This is a genomic window from Pseudomonas sp. IT-P74, from assembly GCF_949768175.1.
Classification (GTDB): Bacteria; Pseudomonadota; Gammaproteobacteria; order Pseudomonadales; family Pseudomonadaceae; genus Aquipseudomonas.
The window spans coordinates 1-21,568 of sequence record NZ_CATKQD010000010.1 but is presented as its reverse complement, the minus strand read 5'-3'; the positions used below and the strand labels follow the sequence as shown (position 1 = coordinate 21,568).

Genomic DNA, 21,568 nt, shown 5'->3' with positions numbered 1-21,568 from the left:
TGGAACTTCGTCGCCCCGGTGTCGCTTGGGACTCTTCAAAATGATGCCGTAACAATGGCATCTCTCGCTAATAGCCAACGCAGACACGTTCTCGCCCTTAAAATCCCTCTTGGCCAGCACTATAAATAGCAAGCTATTTGTTAACGAAAGTCTGAAGTATTCATTTGAACTTTCAGATTCTTTCAGTGCCCGGCCTGTGCCTAACATCGACTCCACAGCGAACCAGGCGCTTGGCAGCCTGGCGCCGTCGAAGTGCTTTTGCAGCAGGCCCTGGGATTTTTGAGGATCACCGATGAAGCTGGAAATTTTCCGCACGCTGTGGGGCTATACCGCCACCAAGGCTCAGGCGCTCGAGGAGTTGCTGCACGCGGGCTTCGATGGCATGGAAGCACGCCTGCCACTGGACGCCCGTGAACGGGCCGAGTTTGGCGCTTTTCTGCAGGCCAATCGCCTGGGCTATATCAGCACGGTCTTCACCGCGTACGACGTGCTGCCGGACCAGTCGGCAACGCCTGCCGCTCACCTTGATGACCTCGACCAGAAACTCGCCTGGGCTGCCGAACTCGGTCCACGCTTCGTCAACGTGCTGGCGGGCAATGACCGCTGGTCCTTGCCACAGCAAGTGGAGTTTTTTGGCCAGGCGCTGGATCTGGCGCGCAAGCACGGCCAGGTCTGCAGCTTTGAAACCCACCGCTCACGTTCGCTGTTCAACCCCTGGGTGACCCTGGAGTTGATCCGGCAACTGCCCGAGCTGTTGTTCACCAGTGACATCAGCCATTGGGTCGTGACCTGCGAGCGCCTGTTGAATGACCCGGCCGATGACCTGAGCGCTTTCATCGAGCGGGTTCACCATATCCAGGCCCGGGTCGGTTATGACCAGGGACCGCAGGTTCCGCACCCGGCGGCTCCGGAATATGCAAGGGAACTGGCCTTCCATCAGCAGCACTGGGAAAGCATCTGGCGCTCGCAGCAAACCCGCGGTTACCAGGTCAGCACCCTGACCCCGGAATTCGGCGCCGACGGCTACCTGCATCATTTGCCCTTCACCAATGTCCCGGTCGCCGACCTGTGGTCATTGAACGTGTGGATGGGCCAGACCGAGCGTGAACACTTCGAGCGTTTCAGCCACTCAAGCCATCCTTAGGGAGCCGATGCGTCATGCCTGACAACAAAAACAACAGCGCCAGCACTGACACACACAAAGCCAACTTCAATAGCATCCCGGTGGTCAACATCGCCGGTCTGTTCAGCTTTGAACTGGAACACCGCCTGGCCGTGGCCGAACAATTGGGGCGCGCCGCCAGCGAGGTCGGGTTCCTCTATATCACCAATCACGGCATCGACCCGCAACTGATCGCCAACCTGCGCCAGGCTGCCAAAGACTTTTTCGACCAGCCCATCGACACCAAGATGCGCCACTACATCGGCACCTCGCAAACCCACAAGGGTTTTGTACCCGAAGGCGAAGAGGTCTATTCCAAGGGCAAGCCGGATCACAAGGAAGCCTTCGACGTCGGCTTCGAAGTCCCGGCCGATGACCCGCTGGTGCTGGCCAACACCCCGTTGCTGGGGCCCAACGACTGGCCGCAGCTGCAAGGTTTCAAGGCCTCGGTGCAGGCCTACTATGAAGCCATCTTCGCCTTGGGCCGGCGCCTGTTCGGCGGCTTCGCCCTGACCCTGGGCCTGGAAGAAAACTATTTCGACAGCCTGGTGACCCGTCCGCCGTCCAAGCTGCGTCTGATCCACTATCCCTTCGACGGTGCAGCCCATGACGCACCGGGTCTTGGTGCCCATACTGACTACGAGTGCTTCACCATCCTTTTGGCCGACAAACCGGGCCTTGAGGTGATGAACGATCGTGGCCAATGGATCGATGCACCACCGATGGCCGATGCCTTTGTCGTCAACATCGGCGACATGCTGGAAGTGATGACGGCAGGCGCTTTCGTTGCCACCGCGCACCGGGTGCGCAGCGTGAAGGAGGAGCGTTACTCCTTCCCGCTGTTTTATGCCTGCGACTACCACACCCAGATCAAGCCGCTGCCCGGGTTCGCCCAGGCAGGCAACGACTACGAAGAAATCACCATCGGCGAACACATGTATGGCCAAGCGCTGCAGACTTATCAGTATCTGCGCCAGAGGGTGGCCAACGGGGACGTTCAACTGCCAGGCAAGGCACGCAAGCCCGCCAGTTTCGGACATTTGAAAAATCAGGCTCAACCGTCCTGATTGAAGTTTTCAGCTAAACCCCTACCTACGCCGGAGTCAGCACATCATGAAAAACAACAAGAAAAACCTTTTGAGCCTGGCTGTATTGGCAGCCGGTATGTTCGGTGCCTCGGTGAGCATGGCCGCGGCAGACACGTTAAAGGTCGGCATGGAGATCACCTACCCGCCCTTCGAGTCCTATGACAAGGACAAAAACGTAGTGGGTTCGGACCCCGAGCTGGCAACGTCACTGGCCAAACACATGAACGCCAAGGTGGAGTTCGTCGATACCAAGTTCCCGAGCCTGATCCTGGGCCTGAACTCCGGCAAGTACGACGCGATCATTTCCGGCATGTACATCACACCGGAGCGCCAGACCCAGGCCCAGACCATCGCCTATGCCAATACCGGCGCCGCGGTCATGGTGCCCAAGGGCAGCGAGATCAATGCGAAAAAGCCTGAAGACCTGTGCGGTCTGAAACTTGGCCTGGAACAGGGCACCACCTGGGTCAAGGAATTCAAGAAGCTCTCCGATGATTACTGCGTGCCGAACAACAAAGGCGCGATCACCGTCAGCGAGTACCCTTCGGCGCCCGAAGTGACGCAGGCCCTGCTGTCCAAAAACATCCAGGCCCAGGTCGAAATCGCTGGCGCGGCAAAAATGATCGCGGAAAAGACCAACGGCCGGGTCGTGATCACCACTGAGCATCCGATTTATCAGCAAACCCTGGGCATCTTCGTCAAGAAAGGTAACGACGAAACTTTCCAGGCCGTGCAAAAGGCCTTCGAGGAGAGCAAAAAGAGCGGTGAATACGCGGCAATTCTCCAGAAATATGGCCTGGAAGAACCGACTGCCAACTAAGAACCTGTCCTTGTAGTCTGGTCATCTGCCTCCCCTGCACCGGGGCGGCAGATCGAGGTGCCCCATGCAATTCGATTGGTCGTATTTCTTATCCCTGTTCTCCCTGCCGGACTTCTGGAAGGCCTGCGTCACGGTGGTCCAGCTCAGTGCTTTGGCCTGGTTCATCGGCATGCTGCTGGGTTTTGTCCTGGCCTCGGCCAAGCTGTCCCAATCGCTCTTGCTGCGCATTCCCGCAGCGGTCTACATCTGGTTCTTCCGCAGCATCCCGTTGCTGGTGCTGGTGGTCTTCGTCTACAACCTGCCGCAATTGTTTCCCGGTAGCGGACCGATTCTGTCCAACCCCTTCTACGCAGGGTTGCTGGCCCTGGTGGTTACGGAAGCGGCGTACATGGCGGAAATCCATCGTGGCGGCCTGATCTCCGTGGCCAAGGGCCAGAAGGAAGCCGGGCGCGCTCTGGGTGTCGGCCTGTTCGGCATGCAACGCCTGATCGTGATCCCCCAGGCCTTCCGTATTTCGCTGCCCACGCTGATTAATGAATACATCACGGTGGTCAAGCTGACCTCGCTGGTCTCGGTCATCTCCCTGACCGAAATCCTCACCGTCGGCCAACGCCTCTATGCCACCAACTTCCTGGTCATGGAAACCCTGGCCGCGGTAGGCGTCTATTACGTGTTGATCGTCACCGTGTTCGGCTATTTCCTGCAGCGCCTGGAGCGCTACCTGGACCTGAACTTCCGCAAGCCGCACACACTCGACGCGGCCACCATCGCCAGTTTCAAGGCCAGCGCCGAAGCCTTGCCCGACATTGCGCGCAAAGCCGCTGGCAACAACGCGACGCCCATCCTGCAACTGAAGAACATCCAGAAGAGCTATGGCACCCACCAGGTACTGATGGGTATCGACCTGAATGTCGAATACGGCCAGGTGGTCTCGATCATCGGGCCATCCGGCTCCGGCAAAACGTCTCTGATCCGCACGGTCAACGGCCTGGAAACCATCGATACCGGCGACATTCTGTTGTTCGGCGAAAAATTCATCGAAGCGTCGGACAAACCCAACGGCGCCCGCCTGCGCAAAGGCGTGCGGCACATCGGCATGGTGTTCCAGAGCTTCAACCTGTTCCCGCACCGCACCATTCTCGACAACGTCACCCTGGCGCCCCGTTACCACGGTCAGCCGGGCGAGCTGAGTGAACATCGTGCCTACGCGCTACTGGACAAGGTCGGCTTGCTGGCCCATGCCCACAAGTACCCGCACCAGCTCTCCGGCGGGCAGCAACAACGCGTGGCGATCGCTCGAGCCCTGGCGATGGAGCCGCAGATCATGCTGTTCGATGAGCCAACCTCGGCCCTCGACCCGGAACTGGTAAACGACGTGCTGAACGTGATCCGCGACCTGGCCAAAGAAGGCATGACCATGCTGATCGTGACCCACGAAATGGACTTTGCCATGTCGATATCCGACCGGGTCGTATTCATGGAAAACGGTAACATCCAATTGGATGCCGCACCGCAAACCATACGATGCGATGCCGAAGGGGAACGCGTGCGGCGCTTCATGGGCATCAGTACCCGATCGCCGAACCTGTCTGCGACGCTGGATCATGCATGAGCATGTGGGTAGCCCTAATGCCGATCAGGGCTTACGCGCAATGATCACCTGGCTTTTCGCCACCACCGCATCCAGCGCCTGCTTGATCTGCGTACCCCGTGGCGAAGCCAGGATCGCCTGCCAGGTGTCCGCCCAGTGGTTGAGCAACGGATGGTCCGGGTTGCTGAAATCGACCTTGGCTTCCCAGAACAACAGCATCCACATCGACCAGTAGAATCCGTACTGGCTGTGGCTGATCACTTCCAGGCCCGCATCGCTGACCATGGCCTTGAACTGTTCTTCGCTGATGATGCGGATGTGGTTGGGCTTCTGGAAATACTCGGCCGCCGCGATATCTTTCTGCAGGTCTTCGGAGCTGGGGTGCGGGACGCTCAACAGATACAACGCGCCCGGTTTGCCCACACGCACCAGTTCAGCGAGGAATTGGGCCGGATCGTCCACGTGCTCGATGACTTCGGTCGACACCACCCGGGTGGCCGTCCCATCGGCAATCGGCAGCGGGTTGCAGTCGGTGACATGGCATTCGACGTCGCGGGCCGGTGTATCGCCCAGGCGCTGGCGTGTCGCCTCGACCTTGGCCGCGTCGATATCGGCGATGATGATCTTCGCCCCGCGCATCCCGCAGAAATGCACGTTGCCGCCGTCGCCGCAGCCGACATCCAGCAGCGTGTCCTCGGGGGTCACCGGGAAGCCGGTGAACAGTTCGCCGGTCTGCTGATTGAACCAGCCGCTGAGCATCGCGTCGTGCAGACCGAGCATGTAGGGGTCGACTTTCTCCGCCACTGGCGCCGCGGGCGGTGTCTCTGCCTGCACAGGCGCGGGCGTGCCCGCCGTGAGTTTCTTCAAAAGGCTCAGCATGAGGTGGCTCCAGAGGATGGGATGGCTGTTCGGGAGGTGCCCAGGCGTTTGACCAGCGAGGCGCCGCGGTTGCGCAGGGGCATTTCAATGAAGCGATAGTTGAGTTCGCTCAGCAGCACGATCAGGCCGCCAGCCATCAGCAACATCAGTATCGGATGGCCAGCCGGACTGGGCAGCCCGGCAGCCTGTAAACGGAAAATGAACTCACGAACCAGCAAGTAGGCGGGGATGTGGATCAGGTAAATCCCGTAGGAACGGCTGCCGACCCAGGTCATCAGGTTTTTGAACACTCCGCGCGGCAACAGGTAATCTCGGTTGTAAGAAGCGATCCAGACCAGCAGCGCACACAACAGCGCAATCACGCCGATCCGGTAAGACGTGAAGGTGAAACGATCCGTTGCCATGAAGCTGAGCAGCAGCGATACCGCGATCAGTGCGGCAACACCCGCCCATGGACGACGCAGGAATTTTGGCTCCCAGCGCAGGTACGACGGTTGCGTACTCCACATCGCCAACAGCACGCCAAGGGCCAGCGCGTCGGTACGCACCACCATCAGGATCGGCGTGCGCAAGGTGAACAATTGCACCGCCACCAGCGCCAGCAACGCCCACACCAGGTGCTTGCGAAACAGCACGATCATCAGCGGGAACAGCAGGTAGAACTGCTCCTCCAGCGACAGGCTCCAGTACACGAAACTGGTGCCATATTCGTAATGATAAAAACTGTCGGCAAAGCGGAAATTGGCGTACTGCGCAACGCCGGCCAGTGTCGCCTGAAGGTTCGCGTGCAGGGTGCCGAACGCGCCGGAGCGGTTGAGAAAAAGACACGCCAACAACATCAGCGCCAGCCACAGCCAGGCCGACGGCAGCAAACGAAAGGCCCGGCGCAACCAGAAATTGCGCGTCTGTTGCCAGTATTCCTGGCGAGTTGTGCAGCGGCGCAAGGCCGGGATCAGGCTGCGGGCAATGACGAAACCCGAGATCGCGAAAAACAGATCCACGCCCCACCACGGCTGGCTGTACAGCGTGATGGCCTGCAGCAACGGCACGGCCGCCGCGAACAGGCTGTCCTGCAGGTGATGAAACAGCACGCCAAGCACCGCAATGCCGCGCAGCAACTCGATGTCCATGATCCGTTTTTCGTTGCTCATGCGCCCTCCTGGACATGGGGTTTGCGGGCAATGATCACCTGGCTCTTGGGCATGAACCGGTCCAGCATCTGCTTGATCGCCAACCCGTCAGGCTGGGCCAGCAAGTCCTGCCAGGTTTTCGCCCAGCTCTCCATCAGCGGCGGATACGGCGCCTGAATCCGGTCGCGAACCGCGCCACCCAATTCACGCCCGGCAGCCCGCTCGCTGGCCCAGAAAAAAATCATGCCCATGACCCAGAAAAACCCGGTGGCCTGGCGATGCTCGATTACCAGGCCCGCGTCTTCCACCAGCGCGGCGAATCGCTCGGGGCTGAAAATCTGCACGTGATTGGGCGATTGAAAATAGCTGGCCGGGGCGATGCCTTTCTGCAGATGCTCGCCCACCGGGGACGGCACGCTCAGCAGGTACAGCGCGCCGGGGCGGCCCATGCGCACCAGTTCGGCCATGAAGGGCTCTGGCTGATCGATGTGTTCCAGCACTTCCATGCACACGACTTTGCTGGCGCACCCGTCGGCCAATGGCAGCGGCAAACTGTTGCTGACCAGCCCCAGGTTCGGTTTGTCCGATTGCGCCGCCACTTGCCGGGCAAGCTCGCGGACCTTGTCGTGTTCACTGTCGGTGAAAATCACCGAAGCGCCCTGGCGGACCGCGAACAAGGTCGCCACCCCTTCGCCGCAGCCGACATCCAGCAAGGTGTCGTCGGCGGTAATGGCAAACCCCTTGAGCAATTCGCCGCTGTCTCCGCAAAACCAGCCGTCATGTATTGCATCGTGCAAGCCCACGTCTCTTGGCGACACACGGGATTGCTCGACCGGCGACGGCGCGGGCCGGGGCTCGGGTTTCGTCTCTGGAAAAAAACGTCTGACCAATGCGCGAATCATGCCTCAGGGGTTTCCACGACACGGTTTTCGAACAAGCGCTCAAAAAATACGCCAAGCCGCTGCTCGGCTGTGGCCTGGCTGCAGAACTTCCTGAGGCTGGCCACTGCGTGCACGGACATCTGTGCATAACGCCCGGGATCACCCTTGGCCACGTCATAGCTTGATTGGTAAGCCCTGCACAACGACGCCCAATTGGTGACGTAGCGCAAGGTACGAAACGCCCTGCGCGGGTCATGTGGCCAGGCCGTCAGCTCATCGGTGGAGTCAATCAGGAATGCATTATCGGCATCCAGATAATCGATCATCGCCGTGGTCCGTGGCGCCACCGCCGGTTTGCCACAGGACATGAACTCCATCAGCGGAAGACATTGGCCTTCGCCATAGGATGTGTTGACCACATAACTTGTGGCTTGCACCAGCTGCTCATAGTCTGCGTCAGCCAGATAGCCGTAAATCAATACGACCCGGCAGCGGTAAGACTGGTTTTTGTACAAGTGGTGAAGGATGTCGGTCAGCGCTTGCTCGGCATCGTGGTGCGTCAACTTGAGCACCAGCGTTGCGTCGTCCACCTCGCGAAACGTCACGCAAAAGGCACTGAGCATGTCTTCCCAGTTCTTGCGCCCGTCACCGGGGTTGAACACCGAGGTATAAATCACGCCGTCGAGGACCAACTCGTGCTCACTCGGCGGGGCCTCGAAATCAATACCCGCACCTTCGCGAGTGGCCACGGGGCCGAAGGCACGCAAGTCGAGTTCGCGGCTGTCGGCCAGCAACCCCTTGAGCGTCAACCGCACCTGACTGGCCAGGGGCTGGCGTTGCAAGTGGGCGCCGCGCTCGGAAAACCGGTCCCATACCGGGGCCGGTACCGCGATGACCGGATAGTCGGCGCCCATCGCCTCGCGCACCGCATTCACGGTGTAGCTGGAATGTGTAATCGCCGCACCCGCTGCCTGCAATACCGTGCGCCAGTCATTGAGCGGATCACCGGCAAAGGGTTCGTTGGGGATAGTGCTGAATTCCCACGCGAACACCGGCAGCGTCGGGCAGGTGAAATTGACCGGCGTGCGATGAGGTGGTGAAAACGACAGGAACACGCACGCTTCGCCACGGGATAAACAGTCCAGGTACAAGGCATCGACTTCGGTCTGCGGGTCGCTGACTTCTACCACTCGCCCCAGCCGCTCCAGCACGGGTCGGTACTCCTTGAGCACGAAGTAATAGCTGTACTCCGAGCGGCCAAGGTTCTGGGCAATGGTGTGCTGGTTGGTTTCCGAATGAATGATGATCAGCATGAGGCGGTATCCGTCACGGTTGCTGTCGGCAAAGCCTGTGGCGCCAGCCCGAAAAAATCCGCCATGCGTTTGTGCACCGGGGCGAATGCGCAGTAATCACGCATGCGTTCGACGGCGGCCAGGGACATGCGCTGATACTCCAGCGGTTGTTCCTTGGCCAGACGGTAGCTGTTTTCGTAAGCGGTTTTCAGCGAACCCCAATCCGGCCGGTAACGCAGGGTGCGGTAGATGATGCGAGTGTCCTGTGGCCAGATGGTCAGCTCTTCGCTGGACGTGACCACAAACGCCACACGCTCATCGATGTAGTCCTCCATGGCCGTGTGATCCGGGGCAATCACCGGTTTGCCGCTGGCCATGAACTCCATCAGCGGCAGGCACAGCCCTTCGCAGCGCGAGGCATTGACGTAGTAACTGGCGGCTTCGTACAGACGGGCGTATTGCGGGTCGTCCAGGTAGCCGTGCATGACCACCACCCGACAGGCGAACGGCGAAAGCTGCGCGAGCAACGTCATCAGTTCGTCGTGGTAGGACGACAGATCGCTTTGGGTAATCTTCAGCACCAGTGTCGCGTCAGACGTTTCACGGAACGCCCAGCAGAATGCGGTGATCAGCTGATGCCAGTTTTTGCGACCGTCACGCGGGTTGAACACGGTGACGTACACCACACCGTCAACCTGTGTTTCGACCTGGGCGGTAGTGTCCGGCCACTGTCGCGGTTCTGGCTCGGGTACTGCAATCGTCTGCGGGCCGGCGATGGCCGGCAACCAGTCAGCGAGACGTTCATGGGCGGTTTGCGACAACAAGTCGCGAATCCCTTCCCAGTACCACTGGCTTAGAAAATGCGTGCGATGCACCGGGATCGGCAGCGATTTACCTTTGTCCAGGCGCCACATATGCAGGTAATGGCGAGCAATCACCAAGCGGCGCTTGAGCGTCAGCGGCGGTGGCTTCAATGCCTCCAGCTCGGCCTCGAGCGCCGCCAGTTCCTCGGCGCTCGGCACGACGGGAATCAGTGCATCGGCGCTCAGCCCGAGGGTACGCGTATCGAAGATGCAACCCTTGATGTCCAGGGTCGAGCCGGTGCTGATCGGGACGCTGGTGTGGCGACTACGAATGTCGGCGAAGTTTTCCCACAACGGCGTCGGCAACACCAACACCGGAAAGTCTTCGCCCATGGCCCGACGAATCGCCCGGGCGGTATGGCTGGAGAGTGTAATCACCCGGCCCTGCCGCGCCAGCATTTGCGTCCAGTCCTGGCGCGGGTCGTTATCCCATTGTTCATCGGGAATCGAATCAAACTCCCAGGCCACCACGCAGATCGTCGGGCACTCAAGGTCGTTCGGGGTTTTCTGCGGCGGCGTAAACGACAGGAACAGACTGTCTTCGCCGGCGGCCAATAATTGTTTGTAGAGCGGATCGACCTCGGCGGTGGAGGACACCACATGCACTCGCCCAAGGCTTTCGAGTACAGGGCGATACGCCTTGAGCACGAAGTAGTAACTGTACTCGGGACGGCCGAGACTCTGGCTGATGGAGCTGTCGTTGACGTCGGAGTAAAGAATAAAATTCATGGTATCCCACGGTGACACCGCCATCCCGGCAGCCTCACGCCATGACGGGGAGAACACGGTTCGAGTCAGTGTTTACTGGCGCTCGTCCATCGTCTTGCTGCCCGTCTTCGTTCTTGTTTTAGTGGTCAGTTTCTCGCAGTTTCGAAGCGACGCTGCCGAACCCCGGATAATCGTGACGAAGGGCATTCTAACCACATCCGTTGAGGATTCGTGAACCGCCCGACGAGAATAAATCAGGCTACGCTGACGAGAACTGACCGGTCACGATTGGACCTGTTGAAATTGCCGAGCAAATGGCACAGATTGACCAGCAAACAACTACAACAAACATTTCATCTGTCTTTGCGAGCGATCCTGTTGGTTCGTAAGACCCTTCCATCAAGCCAATCAGGAATGGATGAAATGCATGACCGGGGGGTCGCGGTTGAAAAAACGTCTGTTTGTCACGGGCCTGACTGGATTCACAGGACAGCACACCCAATCGCGTTTGCAGGCCGATGCCTCGGAATGGGAACTTCTGCCTGTTCCTTGCCGCTACGATCTCGCCGCGCCGGACAGCCTCGAAGGCTTGTGGCCGGAATTGCCCGATGCGGTAATTCACCTGGCTGGCCAGACTTTCGTCCCGGACGCCTTTCGTGATCCGGCGCGCACCCTGAACATCAATCTGCTGGGCACCCTGAACCTGCTGCGAGCCTTCAAGGCATGCGGCTTCACCGGCACGTTCCTGTACGTCAGCTTGCTCGGGGCGCGAGCAGAGCATTCGCAGCCTGATCGAAACCACCGGATGGAAATCTGAAATCACAACACAACAATCCCTGCGGGCGATCCTGTCCGACTGGGAGAAGCGAGTACGACAAGAATGACTAAAAGTGCATTGATCACAGGTATCACCGGCCAGGATGGCGCGTATCTGGCCAAACTGCTGCTCGACAAGGGCTACAAAGTCCACGGCCTGGTGGCGCGTCGCAGCAGCGACTCGCGCTGGCGCCTGCGCGAGATGGGCATCGAGGCGGACATCGTCTACCTGGACGGCGACATGGCCGATGCCTGTTCAGTGCAGCGCGCAGTGATCAAGTCGGCGCCGGACGAGGTCTATAACCTCGCCGCGCAAAGCTTTGTCGCGGCCTCCTGGGATCAACCGGTGACCACCGGCATCGTCGACGGTCTGGGCGTTACCCACCTGCTCGAAGCGATCCGTCAGTTCAGCCCGCACACGCGTTTTTACCAGGCGTCCACCAGCGAAATGTTCGGCCTGATCCAGGCCGAACAGCAGGACGAGAACACGCCATTCTATCCGCGCAGCCCGTATGGCGTAGCCAAGTTGTACGGCCACTGGATCACCGTGAACTACCGCGAGAGCTTCAACCTGCACGCCAGCAGCGGCATTCTGTTCAACCATGAATCACCGCTGCGCGGCATCGAGTTCGTGACGCGCAAAGTCACCGATGCCGCTGCCCGAATCAAGCAGGGCAAGCAGCAGGAACTGCGCCTGGGCAACATCGACGCCAAGCGCGACTGGGGTTTTGCCGGGGACTACGTCGAAGCCATGTGGCTGATGCTGCAACAGGACAAGCCCGACGACTTCGTGGTGGCCACCGGTGTGACCACCACCGTGCGCGAGATGTGCCGGATTGCCTTCGATCATGTGGGCCTGAACTACCGCGACTACGTGAAGATCGACCCGGCGTTCTTCCGCCCGGCCGAAGTCGAAGTGCTGCTCGGCAACCCGGCCAAGGCCCAGCGTGTGCTGGGCTGGAAACCAAAAACCGATCTGGATGCCTTGATCCGCATGATGATGGATGCGGACATGAAACGCGTCGCCAAGGAGTAGGCCATGCTGATTCCCGTGATTCTCTCCGGTGGTGCCGGGACAAGGTTGTGGCCGGTGTCGCGTGAGGACCATCCCAAACCCTTCATGGTATTGCCCGACGGCCAGTCGCTGCTGGGCAAGACCTATCGGCGTGCCGCGCAGCTGATCGCCGGCTGGGGCGATATCGTCACGGTGACCAACCGCGAGTACTACTTCCAGAGCAAGGATCACTTTCGGGACGCGCACCTGGGCCGTCATCGCGGGCACTTCCTGCTGGAGCCGACGGGTCGCAACACGGCGCCGGCCATTGCCGCCGCCGCCCTCTCCCTCCAGGCCCTGCATGGCGACGACGCGATCATGCTGGTCATGCCCGCCGACCATCTGATCGTCAATGTCGACGCACTGAAGGACGCGGTCGAGCATGCCGTGACGCTGGCCAGGCGCGGTCACCTGGTGACCTTTGGTGTGGTGCCGACGGCGCCGGAAACCGGTTTTGGCTACATTGAAGCCGGCACTTCGCTGGACGACAAGGGCGCTGCCAGCGTGCGACGCTTCGTCGAAAAACCTGACCTGCAAACCGCGACTCATTACCTGGAAAGCGGCAACTTCCTGTGGAACTCCGGGATGTTCTGCTTCTCGGTCGCCAGCGTACTGGCCGAACTGCAAACCCATGCGCCCGACTTGCTGGAGCAGACGCAAACCTGCATGGCCGCCAGCGCTGCGGTGGAAAACGCGGGTTGCCTGCAACAGGAACTGTCGCCGGCCCTGTTTGGCGAGATCATGGACATTTCCATCGACTACGCGTTGATGGAGCGCTCCGACAAGGTGGTTGTCGTGCCGGCCCGTTTCGACTGGAGCGACATCGGATCCTGGGGTGCGGTGGCCGCGCTGGTACCGGCGGATGCACAAAACAACCGCGCCGTCGGCGAGTCGATTTTCATCGACAGCCACGACAACTTCGTCCACAGCGAAGACCGTCTGGTCGCGACCGTGGGCGTGGACAACCTGATCATCGTCGACACCGCCGACGCGGTGCTGGTGGCCCACGCCGACCGCGCCCAGGATGTGCGCCGGGTGGCCAGGCAACTCAAGGATAAAGAGCACGAAGCCTATCGCCTGCACCGTACCGTCAGCCGGCCATGGGGCACCTACACCGTGCTCGAGGAAGGCCCGCGCTTCAAGATCAAACGCATCGTGGTCAAGCCCGGCGCCAAGTTGTCACTGCAGATGCACCACCATCGCAATGAACACTGGGTGGTGGTCGAAGGCATGGCCAGGGTCACCAACAATGGCACCGGCACTCGCCTGGTGGCCAAGAACGAATCGACCTTCATTGCCGCGGGTCACAAGCATCGCCTGGAAAATCCGGGCGTGATCGACCTTGTGATCATCGAAGTGCAAAGCGGCGAATACCTGGGAGAGGACGACATCGTCCGCTTCGAAGATCAATACGGCAGGACGGTTTGAATGCTGCTTTCCCTTTACCGCACGCTGAGCAGCTATCGAGGGTTCATCCTCGGTAGCGTCCAGCGAGAGTTTCAGGCGCGTTATCGCAATTCGTTGTTCGGTGCCCTGTGGACCGTGCTCAATCCGCTGTCGATGATCATTGTCTACACCGTTATTTTTTCCCAGATCATGCGCGCGCGTTTACCGGGGGTAGATGACGGTATGGCCTACAGCATCTACCTCTGCGCCGGGTTGCTGACCTGGGGCTTGTTCGCGGAAATCACCGTGCGCAGCCAGAACATGTTTCTGGATAACGCCAACCTGCTGAAAAAAATCAGCTTTCCACGGATCTGCCTGCCGGTGATCGTACTGTTGAATGCCGGTATCAACTTCGCAATCATCATCGGCTTGTTCCTCGGCTTTCTGTTGATCACCGGTCGACTACCGGGCCTGGCGCTGTTGGCGCTCATTCCTCTGCTGGCGTTACAGGTGATGTTCTGTGCCGGGTTGGGGATTATTCTTGGCGTATTGAATGTTTTTTTTCGCGATGTCGGGCAATTTTTCGCCATCTGTCTGCAATTCTGGTTCTGGCTGACGCCAATCGTTTACCCGCTGAGCATCCTGCCCGATTGGGTGCAGCGCTTGCTGCAACTCAACCCCCTGACCAACCTGATCACCAGCTACCAGAACATCTTCCTGTATGGCCAATGGCCCGTCTGGAGTTCGCTGCTGCCGATCCTGGTCGCCAGCGTTTTGTTTCTCGTCATCGGGCTTCGGCTGTTTCGGCAGAGGGTCGGTGAAATGGTGGATGAACTCTGATGGGGCACATACGCGTCACCGGCCTGGGCAAGGCCTATAAACAATACCCTTCCCGCTGGAGTCGACTGGTTGAATGGCTGGTCCCGTTCTCGCCGATCCGTCATCGCCAGCATTGGGTGCTGCAGGACGTGACCTTCCAGATTGCCCCCGGAGAATCGGTGGGTATCGTCGGGGTCAACGGCGCCGGCAAAAGCACCTTGTTGAAGATGATCACCGGCACCACCCAACCCACCCGCGGCACCATTGAGCTCGAAGGCCGCGTCGCCGCCCTGCTGGAATTGGGCATGGGTTTTCATGCGGACTTTACCGGCCGGCAGAATGCGGTCATGGCCGGGCAACTGCTGGGCATGCAGGTCGAAGAAATAGAAGCGTTGATGCCGGAAATCGAACGCTTCGCGGAAATTGGCGACGCCATCGACCACCCGGTGCGCACTTATTCCAGCGGTATGCAAATGCGTCTGGCGTTCAGTGTGGCTACCGCGCGGCGCCCGGACATTTTGATCGTCGATGAAGCACTGTCGGTGGGCGATGCCTACTTCCAGCACAAAAGTTTCGACCGCATCCGCAGTTTTCGCAAAGCCGGTACCACGCTGTTGATCGTCTCCCATGACCGTGGGGCGATTCAGTCGATCTGCGACTCGGCGATCCTCCTGGAAAACGGCCACATGGCCATGCACGACACACCCGAATCCGTGATGGATTACTACAACGCCCTGCTCGCCGAGCGTGAAGGACAGACCGTGCGCCAGGAAGCCCTCGCCGGCGGCCAGGTCAGTACCATTTCGGGAACGGGTGAAGCCCGGATCCTGACCGTGCGCTTGCTCGACCAACATGAACGCTCCATCGACGCCGCCGAAGTCGGCCAGCCGGTCGTGCTGGAAGTGAATGTCGAGGTTTGCCAGGACATCGAACGGCTGGTACTGGGCTTCATGATCAAGGATCGCCTGGGCCAGGCCATGTACGGCATCAACACCCATCGCCAGGATCAGGCGCTGACCGACTTGCAGGCTGGCGAGCGCGTGACCTATCGCTTTGCTTTCGTCATGGGGCTGGGCAAGGGGAACTATTCCGTGGCCTTGAGCCTGTCACGCCTGGATTCACACCTGGACCGCAACTTCGAGTGGCGCGATTACGGGTTGGTGTTCCATGTGATCAACAACCGCCAGGAAGACTTTGTCGGCTGCTCGTGGTTGGCCGCGAAGACCACCGTCACGCGTTCGAGCGCGCCGGTGACCTCGGGGGGCACGCCATGACGCGTCTTTTGGTGGAATGTACGCACGTTTTCCAGCACCCCAAGGTCAATTCGGGCATTCAGCGGGTGGTGCGCAACGTCGTCAACCAGTTACCGGAATCGGTCGACGGTGTTGAATGCATCCCGGTTGTGATGCTCAAGGGCAAACTCTATCGGGTGCTGAAACTCGGTGCGCTGAACATTCCGTTTTTCGATCAGTTGATGATGTTCGGCGGGCAACTTGGCCGACTGGCACATCGTTTCTGGCAATGGCATCAGCGGCTCGATAAACGCCTGACATCGCGTTTCGCCCGGCGCTTGGTATACGTGGCTTATCGACTGACAGCGCTGACCTGCTTCAGCGTGCCGCTGCGTCTGATCGACCAACTCAATCAGTATCAACTGCCCAAACGTTGCACGCCGCTGCAGCACCAACCGGGGGATCAACTGGTGCTGCTGGACTCGTCCTGGCACACCGATTTCTTCCCGTTTGCCGAACAACTCAAACGTGAAGGCGTGGGCATCGTTTCGGTGATTTACGACCTGATTCCCGTGACGCATCCGCAGTTTTACGACACGCGGTTGGTGCAGGTTTTCAATGAATGGTTCGACTGGATCATCCAAACCGCCGATGGCTATGTGGCCATTTCCGCCACGGTGCGCGATCAGGTGCGTGATGAACTGCAGCGCCGCCTGGGTCCTGCCAAGGCCAGTGAATTGTGGTTCGACTATTTCCACCTCGGCTCCGAACTGGACCTGAGCGAAGTCACGGCCGCCGTCGAGCCGCGCCTGACGCATATTTTCAGAACGCCGGAACCAGTGTTTTTGATGGTCAGTACCATCGAGCCGCGCAAGAACCACGACTACCTGCTGGATGCCTTCGAACGGGCCTGGGCGGCAGGCTCCAATGCCCGTCTGTGCATTGCCGGGCGAGTCGGCTGGAAATGCGATGCACTGCTGGCCCGGGTCCGTAATCACCCGCAGTTGAACCAACGACTGTTCATGTTCAACGACCTGAACGACACCAGCCTCGAACATGCCTACACCCACGCCAGCTCACTGGTGTTTCCGTCTTTTGTGGAAGGCTTCGGCCTGCCACTGGTAGAAGCCATGCAGCGTGGACTGCCGGCCATGGGCAGCGACATTGCGGTTTTTCGCGAAATCGGTGGCGAGTTCATGGCGTACTTCGATCTGGCCGAACCACAAAGCCTGGCTGACCTGGTCATTCGTTTCGAGAGCAGCGGTCAATTCCCGGCCACTCGTGATGTCGCGCACTGGCGCTGGATCGGTTGGCGTGAAGCCAGTGCGCAATTGGCCGAACGCACTCTGCGCAATCTCTCGGACGTGCCGCTCGCACAAGAGAGGCAACATGCGCATTGCCCTTAACGCCCGGATTCTCCAGGCGCCGCGCACCGGCATCGGCCACTACGTCGTCGAACTGGCGAACGCCCTGGCGTGTGAACCGGATATTGAACTGGCGCTGTTTCATGGCTGGGGCTGGAGTGATGTGCTGCCTGAGGCGGCCATGCCCGGCTATTCCCGACTGACGCCATTGCTGCGGCAGATTCCGGGGGCCTATCAAGCCCGGCGGTGGCTGGAGCAGAAACGCTTCGATCAAGGCCGCGCGCAAGCCATCGACCTCTACCACGAACCGAGTTTGTGGCCGCTGTCATTCGACGGCCCGACAGTCATCACCCTGCATGACCTGACTCACCTGCACTATCCCGAAACGCAGCCACCGGCGCGCTTGCGAGAAATCGAACGGCGCGTGACCGATGGCGTGCGACAGGCAAGCCTGATTCTTACCGACTCGCAGTTCATTGCTGACGAAGCCCAGGCGCATTTCGGGTTACCGGTCGAGCGATTTGTCGTCGCACCGCTGGGTGTAGCCACGCGTTTTCACCCGCGATCCCCCGAGGCTATCGACGCTGTACTCAAGAACCATGGCGTTGAAGCGCGGGAATACTTCCTCTGTGTCGGTACCCTGGAGCCGCGCAAGAATCTGTCCCTCGCCCTGCGCGCCCACGCCCGATTGCCGGAATCGGTCCGTCAGCGTTTTCCATTGCTGATCGTCGGCATGGCCGGCTGGCAGCGCGAGCAGTTCAGCGAAGAATTGCACCAGGCCCTGGCCCGCGGTTGTGTCTGTTTGCTGGGCTATCTGCCTGACGAGCACGTTGCGCAGCTGTTGGCCGGCGCCCGGGCATTGATTTTTCCGTCGCTTTACGAAGGTTTTGGCCTGCCGGTGCTGGAAGCCATGGCTTGCGGAACGCCGGTCATTCTGACCCGACGTTCGGCCATGCCCGAAGTCGCAGGCTCTGCGGGTAACTATGTTGAACCGGATGAAACCGACGGCTTGCGCGATGCAATGAGTCGTCTGATCGAGGATCTAGCGCATTGGCAGGCATGCCGAGAAGCCGGATTGCTACAGGCAAGGCTTTTTACCTGGGAGCGCTGCGCGCAAGTCACGGCCAGCGCTTACCGCCAGGCTCTGGGAGGTTGAATGCGAGTTCTTCATTTTTTCAAGACGTACCTGCCTGACTCGGTCGGCGGGATCGAACAAGTGATTTTCCAGTTGTGCGAAAGCGGCGCCCTGCACGGCGTTGAAGGCAAGGTGCTGACACTCAGTGCCGATCCGACACCGCCGGTGATGCAGGTCGCGCATCATGAAGTCCATCGAGCCCGGCTCGACATTCAGTTCGCCTCCACGGGTTTTTCCTGGAGCGTCTTCAAACAGTTTTGCGAGCTGGCAGCGGAGGCCGACGTAGTCAATTACCACTTTCCATGGCCGTTCATGGACCTGGTGCATTTCGCAAGCAGTCTGAACAAACCCAGCGTGGTGACGTACCACTCGGACATTATCCGCCAGAAACAGCTGCTCAAACTTTACCGACCGCTGATGAATCGCTTTCTGCACAGCGCCGACCGGATCATCGTTGCATCGCCTAATTACCTGCACACCAGTGATGTGTTGCAACAGTTTCAGCACAAGACCCGAGTGATCCCCTATGGATTGAACAAGACGGGTTACCCACAGCCGGACAGCGATCGAACGGCTCACTGGCGGCAAAAGCTTGGCGATAAGTTCTTTCTGTTTGTGGGTGTGATGCGCTACTACAAAGGGTTGCACATCCTGCTCGACGCCCTGAAGGACCTGGATTACCCGACAGTAATTGTCGGTGCCGGCCCGCTGGAACAAGAGCTGCATGCCCAGGCGGCCGCCTTGGGTTTACGCAATATTCACTTCCTCGGGCGTCTGGGAGACGAGGACAAGGTAGCGTTGCTGCAACTGAGCTATGCCATCGTGTTCCCGTCGCACCTGCGCTCCGAAGCCTTTGGCATTTCACTGCTGGAAGGCGCGATGTATGGCAAACCGATGATCTCCAGTGAGATTGGCACTGGCACCAGTTACATCAACATCCATAACGAGACCGGGCTGGTGGTGCCACCGAGTAATCCATTGGCGTTTCGCGAGGCGATGCGCACGCTTTGGGAAAACCCGGTGCTGGCGGCGCAAATGGGCGAGAAGGCACAGGCCCGTTATCAAAATCTGTTCACGGCGGACGAAATGGGTCGCAAATGGGCAAATTTGTATGAGGAGTTGCTGGAAGAAAAAACCCTCGCCTACGCGTGAGGCCTTCCTGCAGATCCGAGTTCCCCCTGCTGCTGCCCCACGAAGGGATTGCCGATGTGGACATTCATTGGCTGTGGAACCGCGAACAGCGCATGAGCCGTGCCGAGACGATCTTTCTCGAAAGCCTGCAACAACGGCTGACAGACTAAATTCAGACGTGAGGATCGCCCGCAGCCTTGCTCGGCGCTACGTACTGCGGCTTGAGATGGCCATCCTGGTCGAGTAGCCAGGCGTCCATGATCTCCCGCACCACGGGACCGGCAACGCGACCACCGGCCTCGCCGTTTTCGATCATCACCGAAATCACGATCTTCGGGTGCTCGGCCGGGGCGAAACCGACGAACAAGGCATTGTCGCGGTTACGCTCGCGGGTTTTCTCCCGGTTGTAACGCTCGCCCTGCTTGATTGCCACCACCTGTGCGGTACCGCTCTTACCGGCAATACGGTACTGCGCGCCCGCCGCTGCGGCCCGGGCAATCCCGCGGGCATCATGCATCACCATCTGCATGCCATGGTTGACCTGCTCCCAGCCGCGTGGATCCTTGAGCAGAATATTCGGCATCGGATGCTCATCCACCGGCGCGACACCGTCCACGGTTTTGGCCAGGTGCGGGCGATTCCACACGCCTTTGTTGGCAATCAGCGCGGTGGCCTGGGCCAACTGCAGTGGCGTGACCTGCATATAGCCCTGGCCGATACCGAGAATCACCGTCTCGCCCGGGAACCAGGCCTGACGACGGGTGGCGCGTTTCCAGGCTTGGGATGGCATCAGGCCGGGAGACTCTTCATTCATGTCCAGGGAGACTTTCTCACCCAGTCCGAACATCGCCATGTAATCGTGCAGACGATCAATCCCCAGTTTGTGAGCAAGGTCGTAGAAATAGGTGTCGTTGGAACGCATGATCGCCGCATCCATATCCACCCAGCCGTCGCCGCTGTGGTTCCAGTTGCGGTACTTGTGATCGAAATCCGGCAGTTGGTAATAACCGGGGTCGAACACACGGGTCTGTGGTGTGACGACACCGGCATCGAGGCCGGCGATTGCCACTTCCGGCTTGATGGTCGAACCCGGCGCATAGAGACCGCGCAGCACACGGTTGAACAGCGGTCGGTCGATGGAGTCCCGGAGTGTGGAGTATTCCCTGGAGCTGATACCGGTGACGAACAGGTTCGGATCGAAACTCGGGTTGCTGACCATGGCCAGCACTTCACCGGTCGACGGATCCAGCGCGACCACCGAACCACGGCGATCCCCCAGGGCTTGTTCGGCGGCTTCCTGAAGCTTGATGTCGAGGCTCAGGACAATGTTTTCGCCGGGCACCGGGTCAGTGTGCTTGAGCACCCGCAGCACGCGACCCTGGGCATTGGTTTCGACTTCCTCATAACCGACATGGCCGTGCAGTTGCGACTCGTAGAATTTTTCGATCCCGGTCTTGCCGATGGATTGGGTACCTCGGTACTCGACGTTATCCAAAGCCTTTGACTCTTTCTCGTTGATACGTCCGACGTAGCCGACTGAATGGGCGAAGTGCTCGCCCAATGGATAGTGCCGAACGAACTGCGGCTCGACATCGAGGCCCGGCAGACGGAACTCGTTGACGGCGAGTACGGCAATCTGTTCTTCGCTCAGCTCATAGAACAGTGTCACGGGTACGAAGGGGTGACGTGCCTGCTTCATCGCCTTGTCGAACAGCGTGCGATCTTCAGCGGGCAAGTGCAGGAGATTGACGACCTCGTCCAGCTCTTCGTTGACATTGGATGCACGTTCGCGGGTGATGGTCAGGTTGAAGCTGGGGCGGTTGTCTGCGAGGAGTACGCCGTTGCGGTCATAGATCAACCCGCGGGGCGGTGTAATCGGCAGGACATGTACGCGATTGTTTTCGGAGATGGTCGAGTGATAGTCGAACTCGACTACCTGCAGGACATACATGCGCACTACCAGTGCACAGGTGACAGCCGCAACGAACAAGGCGCAGGCCATGAGTCTCTTGTTGACCAGGCATGTCTCTTTTTCGTGGTCCTTGATCGGTATCGGTTCGGGCACTTATGCAGCAACTCTTTGAAAAAGAATGCCGATCCGTGGGCGCAAATTCAGTCCATTAAAAATGAGCTGCACCATACCAAAAGCGTGGAACCTGGTTTGTGTGATTTTTTTTATAATTGACCTTAGGTGGGCCGGCCTTGTTTTTCGAGCGC

At 59.5% G+C, this 21,568-nt stretch carries 17 protein-coding genes and 2 pseudogenes; 13 read left to right on the top strand and 6 right to left on the bottom strand.

The genetic code is table 11. From position 1 onward, the window contains the following. Positions 1-292: 292 nt before the first annotated feature. The 4 genes from ACM6J5_RS08385 to ACM6J5_RS08370 all read left to right on the top strand — a co-directional run bounded on the left by ACM6J5_RS08385 (position 293) and on the right by ACM6J5_RS08370 (position 4,682). Positions 293-1,144: a sugar phosphate isomerase/epimerase family protein gene (locus ACM6J5_RS08385; RefSeq protein ID WP_414928169.1), complete on the top strand. Its 852-nt coding sequence runs from the start codon at positions 293-295 to the stop codon at positions 1,142-1,144. Positions 1,145-1,158: 14 nt separating this feature from the next. After that, the gene (locus ACM6J5_RS08380) at positions 1,159-2,229 is read left to right on the top strand and encodes an isopenicillin N synthase family dioxygenase (protein ID WP_414928168.1); all 1,071 of its coding nucleotides are present in this window, start codon (positions 1,159-1,161) and stop codon (positions 2,227-2,229) included. A 46-nt stretch (positions 2,230-2,275) separates the two neighbouring features. Continuing rightward, a complete protein-coding gene (locus tag ACM6J5_RS08375; RefSeq protein WP_414928167.1) occupies positions 2,276-3,070 on the top strand; it encodes an ABC transporter substrate-binding protein in 795 nt (264 codons plus the stop codon). A 64-nt stretch (positions 3,071-3,134) separates the two neighbouring features. Then, positions 3,135-4,682, top strand: a complete 1,548-nt coding sequence (locus ACM6J5_RS08370; protein ID WP_414928166.1) for an amino acid ABC transporter permease/ATP-binding protein — start codon at positions 3,135-3,137, stop codon at positions 4,680-4,682. 24 nt (positions 4,683-4,706) lie between these two features. Here ACM6J5_RS08370 and ACM6J5_RS08365 read toward each other — a convergent pair whose 3' ends face one another. The 5 genes from ACM6J5_RS08365 to ACM6J5_RS08345 are packed head-to-tail and all read right to left on the bottom strand — an operon-like array spanning position 4,707 to position 10,435. After that, the gene (locus tag ACM6J5_RS08365) at positions 4,707-5,540 is read right to left on the bottom strand and encodes a class I SAM-dependent methyltransferase (protein ID WP_095942501.1); all 834 of its coding nucleotides are present in this window, start codon (positions 5,538-5,540) and stop codon (positions 4,707-4,709) included. Further along, positions 5,534-6,691 (bottom strand): acyltransferase family protein, encoded by a 1,158-nt coding sequence (locus ACM6J5_RS08360; RefSeq protein ID WP_095942500.1) that lies wholly within the window; start codon positions 6,689-6,691, stop codon positions 5,534-5,536. Before ACM6J5_RS08360 ends, ACM6J5_RS08365 begins: the two co-directional genes overlap by 7 nt. Continuing rightward, the gene (locus tag ACM6J5_RS08355) at positions 6,688-7,572 is read right to left on the bottom strand and encodes a class I SAM-dependent methyltransferase (RefSeq protein ID WP_150674042.1); all 885 of its coding nucleotides are present in this window, start codon (positions 7,570-7,572) and stop codon (positions 6,688-6,690) included. Before ACM6J5_RS08355 ends, ACM6J5_RS08360 begins: the two co-directional genes overlap by 4 nt. After that, positions 7,569-8,864, bottom strand: a complete 1,296-nt coding sequence (locus ACM6J5_RS08350) for a glycosyltransferase (protein ID WP_414928165.1) — start codon at positions 8,862-8,864, stop codon at positions 7,569-7,571. Before ACM6J5_RS08350 ends, ACM6J5_RS08355 begins: the two co-directional genes overlap by 4 nt. Further along, entirely contained in the window at positions 8,858-10,435 is a 1,578-nt protein-coding gene (locus ACM6J5_RS08345; protein WP_414928164.1) for a glycosyltransferase, read from the bottom strand. The genes ACM6J5_RS08350 and ACM6J5_RS08345 overlap by 7 nt, the downstream gene beginning before the upstream one ends. Before the next feature lie 424 nt (positions 10,436-10,859). Between ACM6J5_RS08345 and ACM6J5_RS08340 the strand changes: the two are divergent. From ACM6J5_RS08340 to ACM6J5_RS08300, 9 genes and pseudogenes are all read left to right on the top strand, one after another. Next, positions 10,860-11,204: pseudogene (locus ACM6J5_RS08340) on the top strand (NAD-dependent epimerase/dehydratase family protein); the annotation flags it as partial. A gap of 90 nt (positions 11,205-11,294) precedes the next feature. Beyond that, positions 11,295-12,266, top strand: a complete 972-nt coding sequence (gene gmd, locus ACM6J5_RS08335; protein ID WP_414928163.1) for a GDP-mannose 4,6-dehydratase — start codon at positions 11,295-11,297, stop codon at positions 12,264-12,266. Positions 12,267-12,269: 3 nt separating this feature from the next. Continuing rightward, the gene (locus ACM6J5_RS08330) at positions 12,270-13,712 is read left to right on the top strand and encodes a mannose-1-phosphate guanylyltransferase/mannose-6-phosphate isomerase (protein WP_414928162.1); all 1,443 of its coding nucleotides are present in this window, start codon (positions 12,270-12,272) and stop codon (positions 13,710-13,712) included. Further along, positions 13,713-14,510, top strand: a complete 798-nt coding sequence (locus ACM6J5_RS08325; RefSeq protein WP_095942495.1) for an ABC transporter permease — start codon at positions 13,713-13,715, stop codon at positions 14,508-14,510. Beyond that, entirely contained in the window at positions 14,510-15,763 is a 1,254-nt protein-coding gene (locus ACM6J5_RS08320; RefSeq protein WP_095942494.1) for an ABC transporter ATP-binding protein, read from the top strand. Before ACM6J5_RS08325 ends, ACM6J5_RS08320 begins: the two co-directional genes overlap by 1 nt. Then, on the top strand, positions 15,760-17,127 hold the full coding sequence (locus ACM6J5_RS08315) for a glycosyltransferase family 4 protein (RefSeq protein WP_414928161.1): 1,368 nt from the start codon (positions 15,760-15,762) through the stop codon (positions 17,125-17,127). Before ACM6J5_RS08320 ends, ACM6J5_RS08315 begins: the two co-directional genes overlap by 4 nt. Further along, positions 17,111-18,241 (top strand): glycosyltransferase family 4 protein, encoded by a 1,131-nt coding sequence (locus ACM6J5_RS08310; protein ID WP_095942493.1) that lies wholly within the window; start codon positions 17,111-17,113, stop codon positions 18,239-18,241. Before ACM6J5_RS08315 ends, ACM6J5_RS08310 begins: the two co-directional genes overlap by 17 nt. Continuing rightward, positions 18,242-19,372 carry a glycosyltransferase family 4 protein gene (locus ACM6J5_RS08305; protein ID WP_095942492.1) on the top strand — a complete coding sequence of 377 codons (1,131 nt, stop codon included), beginning with the start codon at positions 18,242-18,244 and terminating at the stop codon, positions 19,370-19,372. Positions 19,373-19,401: 29 nt separating this feature from the next. Beyond that, positions 19,402-19,521: pseudogene (locus tag ACM6J5_RS08300) on the top strand (LysR family transcriptional regulator); the annotation flags it as partial. Between the two features lie 2 nt (positions 19,522-19,523). Here the strand turns inward: ACM6J5_RS08300 and mrdA are convergent. Beyond that, positions 19,524-21,416 carry a penicillin-binding protein 2 gene (gene mrdA, locus ACM6J5_RS08295; RefSeq protein WP_414928160.1) on the bottom strand — a complete coding sequence of 631 codons (1,893 nt, stop codon included), beginning with the start codon at positions 21,414-21,416 and terminating at the stop codon, positions 19,524-19,526. Between the last annotated feature and the right edge of the window lie 152 nt (positions 21,417-21,568).

Excerpts from the sequence above, each read along its gene's own strand:
- ACM6J5_RS08380 (WP_414928168.1), top strand. The coding sequence starts at position 1,159 with ATGCCTGACAACAAAAACAACAGCGCCAGCACTGACACACACAAAGCC.
- ACM6J5_RS08360 (WP_095942500.1), bottom strand. The coding sequence starts at position 6,691 with ATGAGCAACGAAAAACGGATCATGGACATCGAGTTGCTGCGCGGCATT.
- ACM6J5_RS08345 (WP_414928164.1), bottom strand. The coding sequence starts at position 10,435 with ATGAATTTTATTCTTTACTCCGACGTCAACGACAGCTCCATCAGCCAG.
- ACM6J5_RS08325 (WP_095942495.1), top strand. The coding sequence starts at position 13,713 with ATGCTGCTTTCCCTTTACCGCACGCTGAGCAGCTATCGAGGGTTCATC.
- ACM6J5_RS08320 (WP_095942494.1), top strand. The coding sequence starts at position 14,510 with ATGGGGCACATACGCGTCACCGGCCTGGGCAAGGCCTATAAACAATAC.
- ACM6J5_RS08305 (WP_095942492.1), top strand. The coding sequence starts at position 18,242 with ATGCGAGTTCTTCATTTTTTCAAGACGTACCTGCCTGACTCGGTCGGC.
- ACM6J5_RS08315 (WP_414928161.1), top strand. The coding sequence starts at position 15,760 with ATGACGCGTCTTTTGGTGGAATGTACGCACGTTTTCCAGCACCCCAAG.
- ACM6J5_RS08385 (WP_414928169.1), top strand. The coding sequence starts at position 293 with ATGAAGCTGGAAATTTTCCGCACGCTGTGGGGCTATACCGCCACCAAG.
- ACM6J5_RS08350 (WP_414928165.1), bottom strand. The coding sequence starts at position 8,864 with ATGCTGATCATCATTCATTCGGAAACCAACCAGCACACCATTGCCCAG.
- gmd (WP_414928163.1), top strand. The coding sequence starts at position 11,295 with ATGACTAAAAGTGCATTGATCACAGGTATCACCGGCCAGGATGGCGCG.
- ACM6J5_RS08310 (WP_095942493.1), top strand. The coding sequence starts at position 17,111 with ATGCGCATTGCCCTTAACGCCCGGATTCTCCAGGCGCCGCGCACCGGC.
- ACM6J5_RS08355 (WP_150674042.1), bottom strand. The coding sequence starts at position 7,572 with ATGATTCGCGCATTGGTCAGACGTTTTTTTCCAGAGACGAAACCCGAG.
- ACM6J5_RS08375 (WP_414928167.1), top strand. The coding sequence starts at position 2,276 with ATGAAAAACAACAAGAAAAACCTTTTGAGCCTGGCTGTATTGGCAGCC.
- ACM6J5_RS08330 (WP_414928162.1), top strand. The coding sequence starts at position 12,270 with ATGCTGATTCCCGTGATTCTCTCCGGTGGTGCCGGGACAAGGTTGTGG.
- ACM6J5_RS08370 (WP_414928166.1), top strand. The coding sequence starts at position 3,135 with ATGCAATTCGATTGGTCGTATTTCTTATCCCTGTTCTCCCTGCCGGAC.
- ACM6J5_RS08365 (WP_095942501.1), bottom strand. The coding sequence starts at position 5,540 with ATGCTGAGCCTTTTGAAGAAACTCACGGCGGGCACGCCCGCGCCTGTG.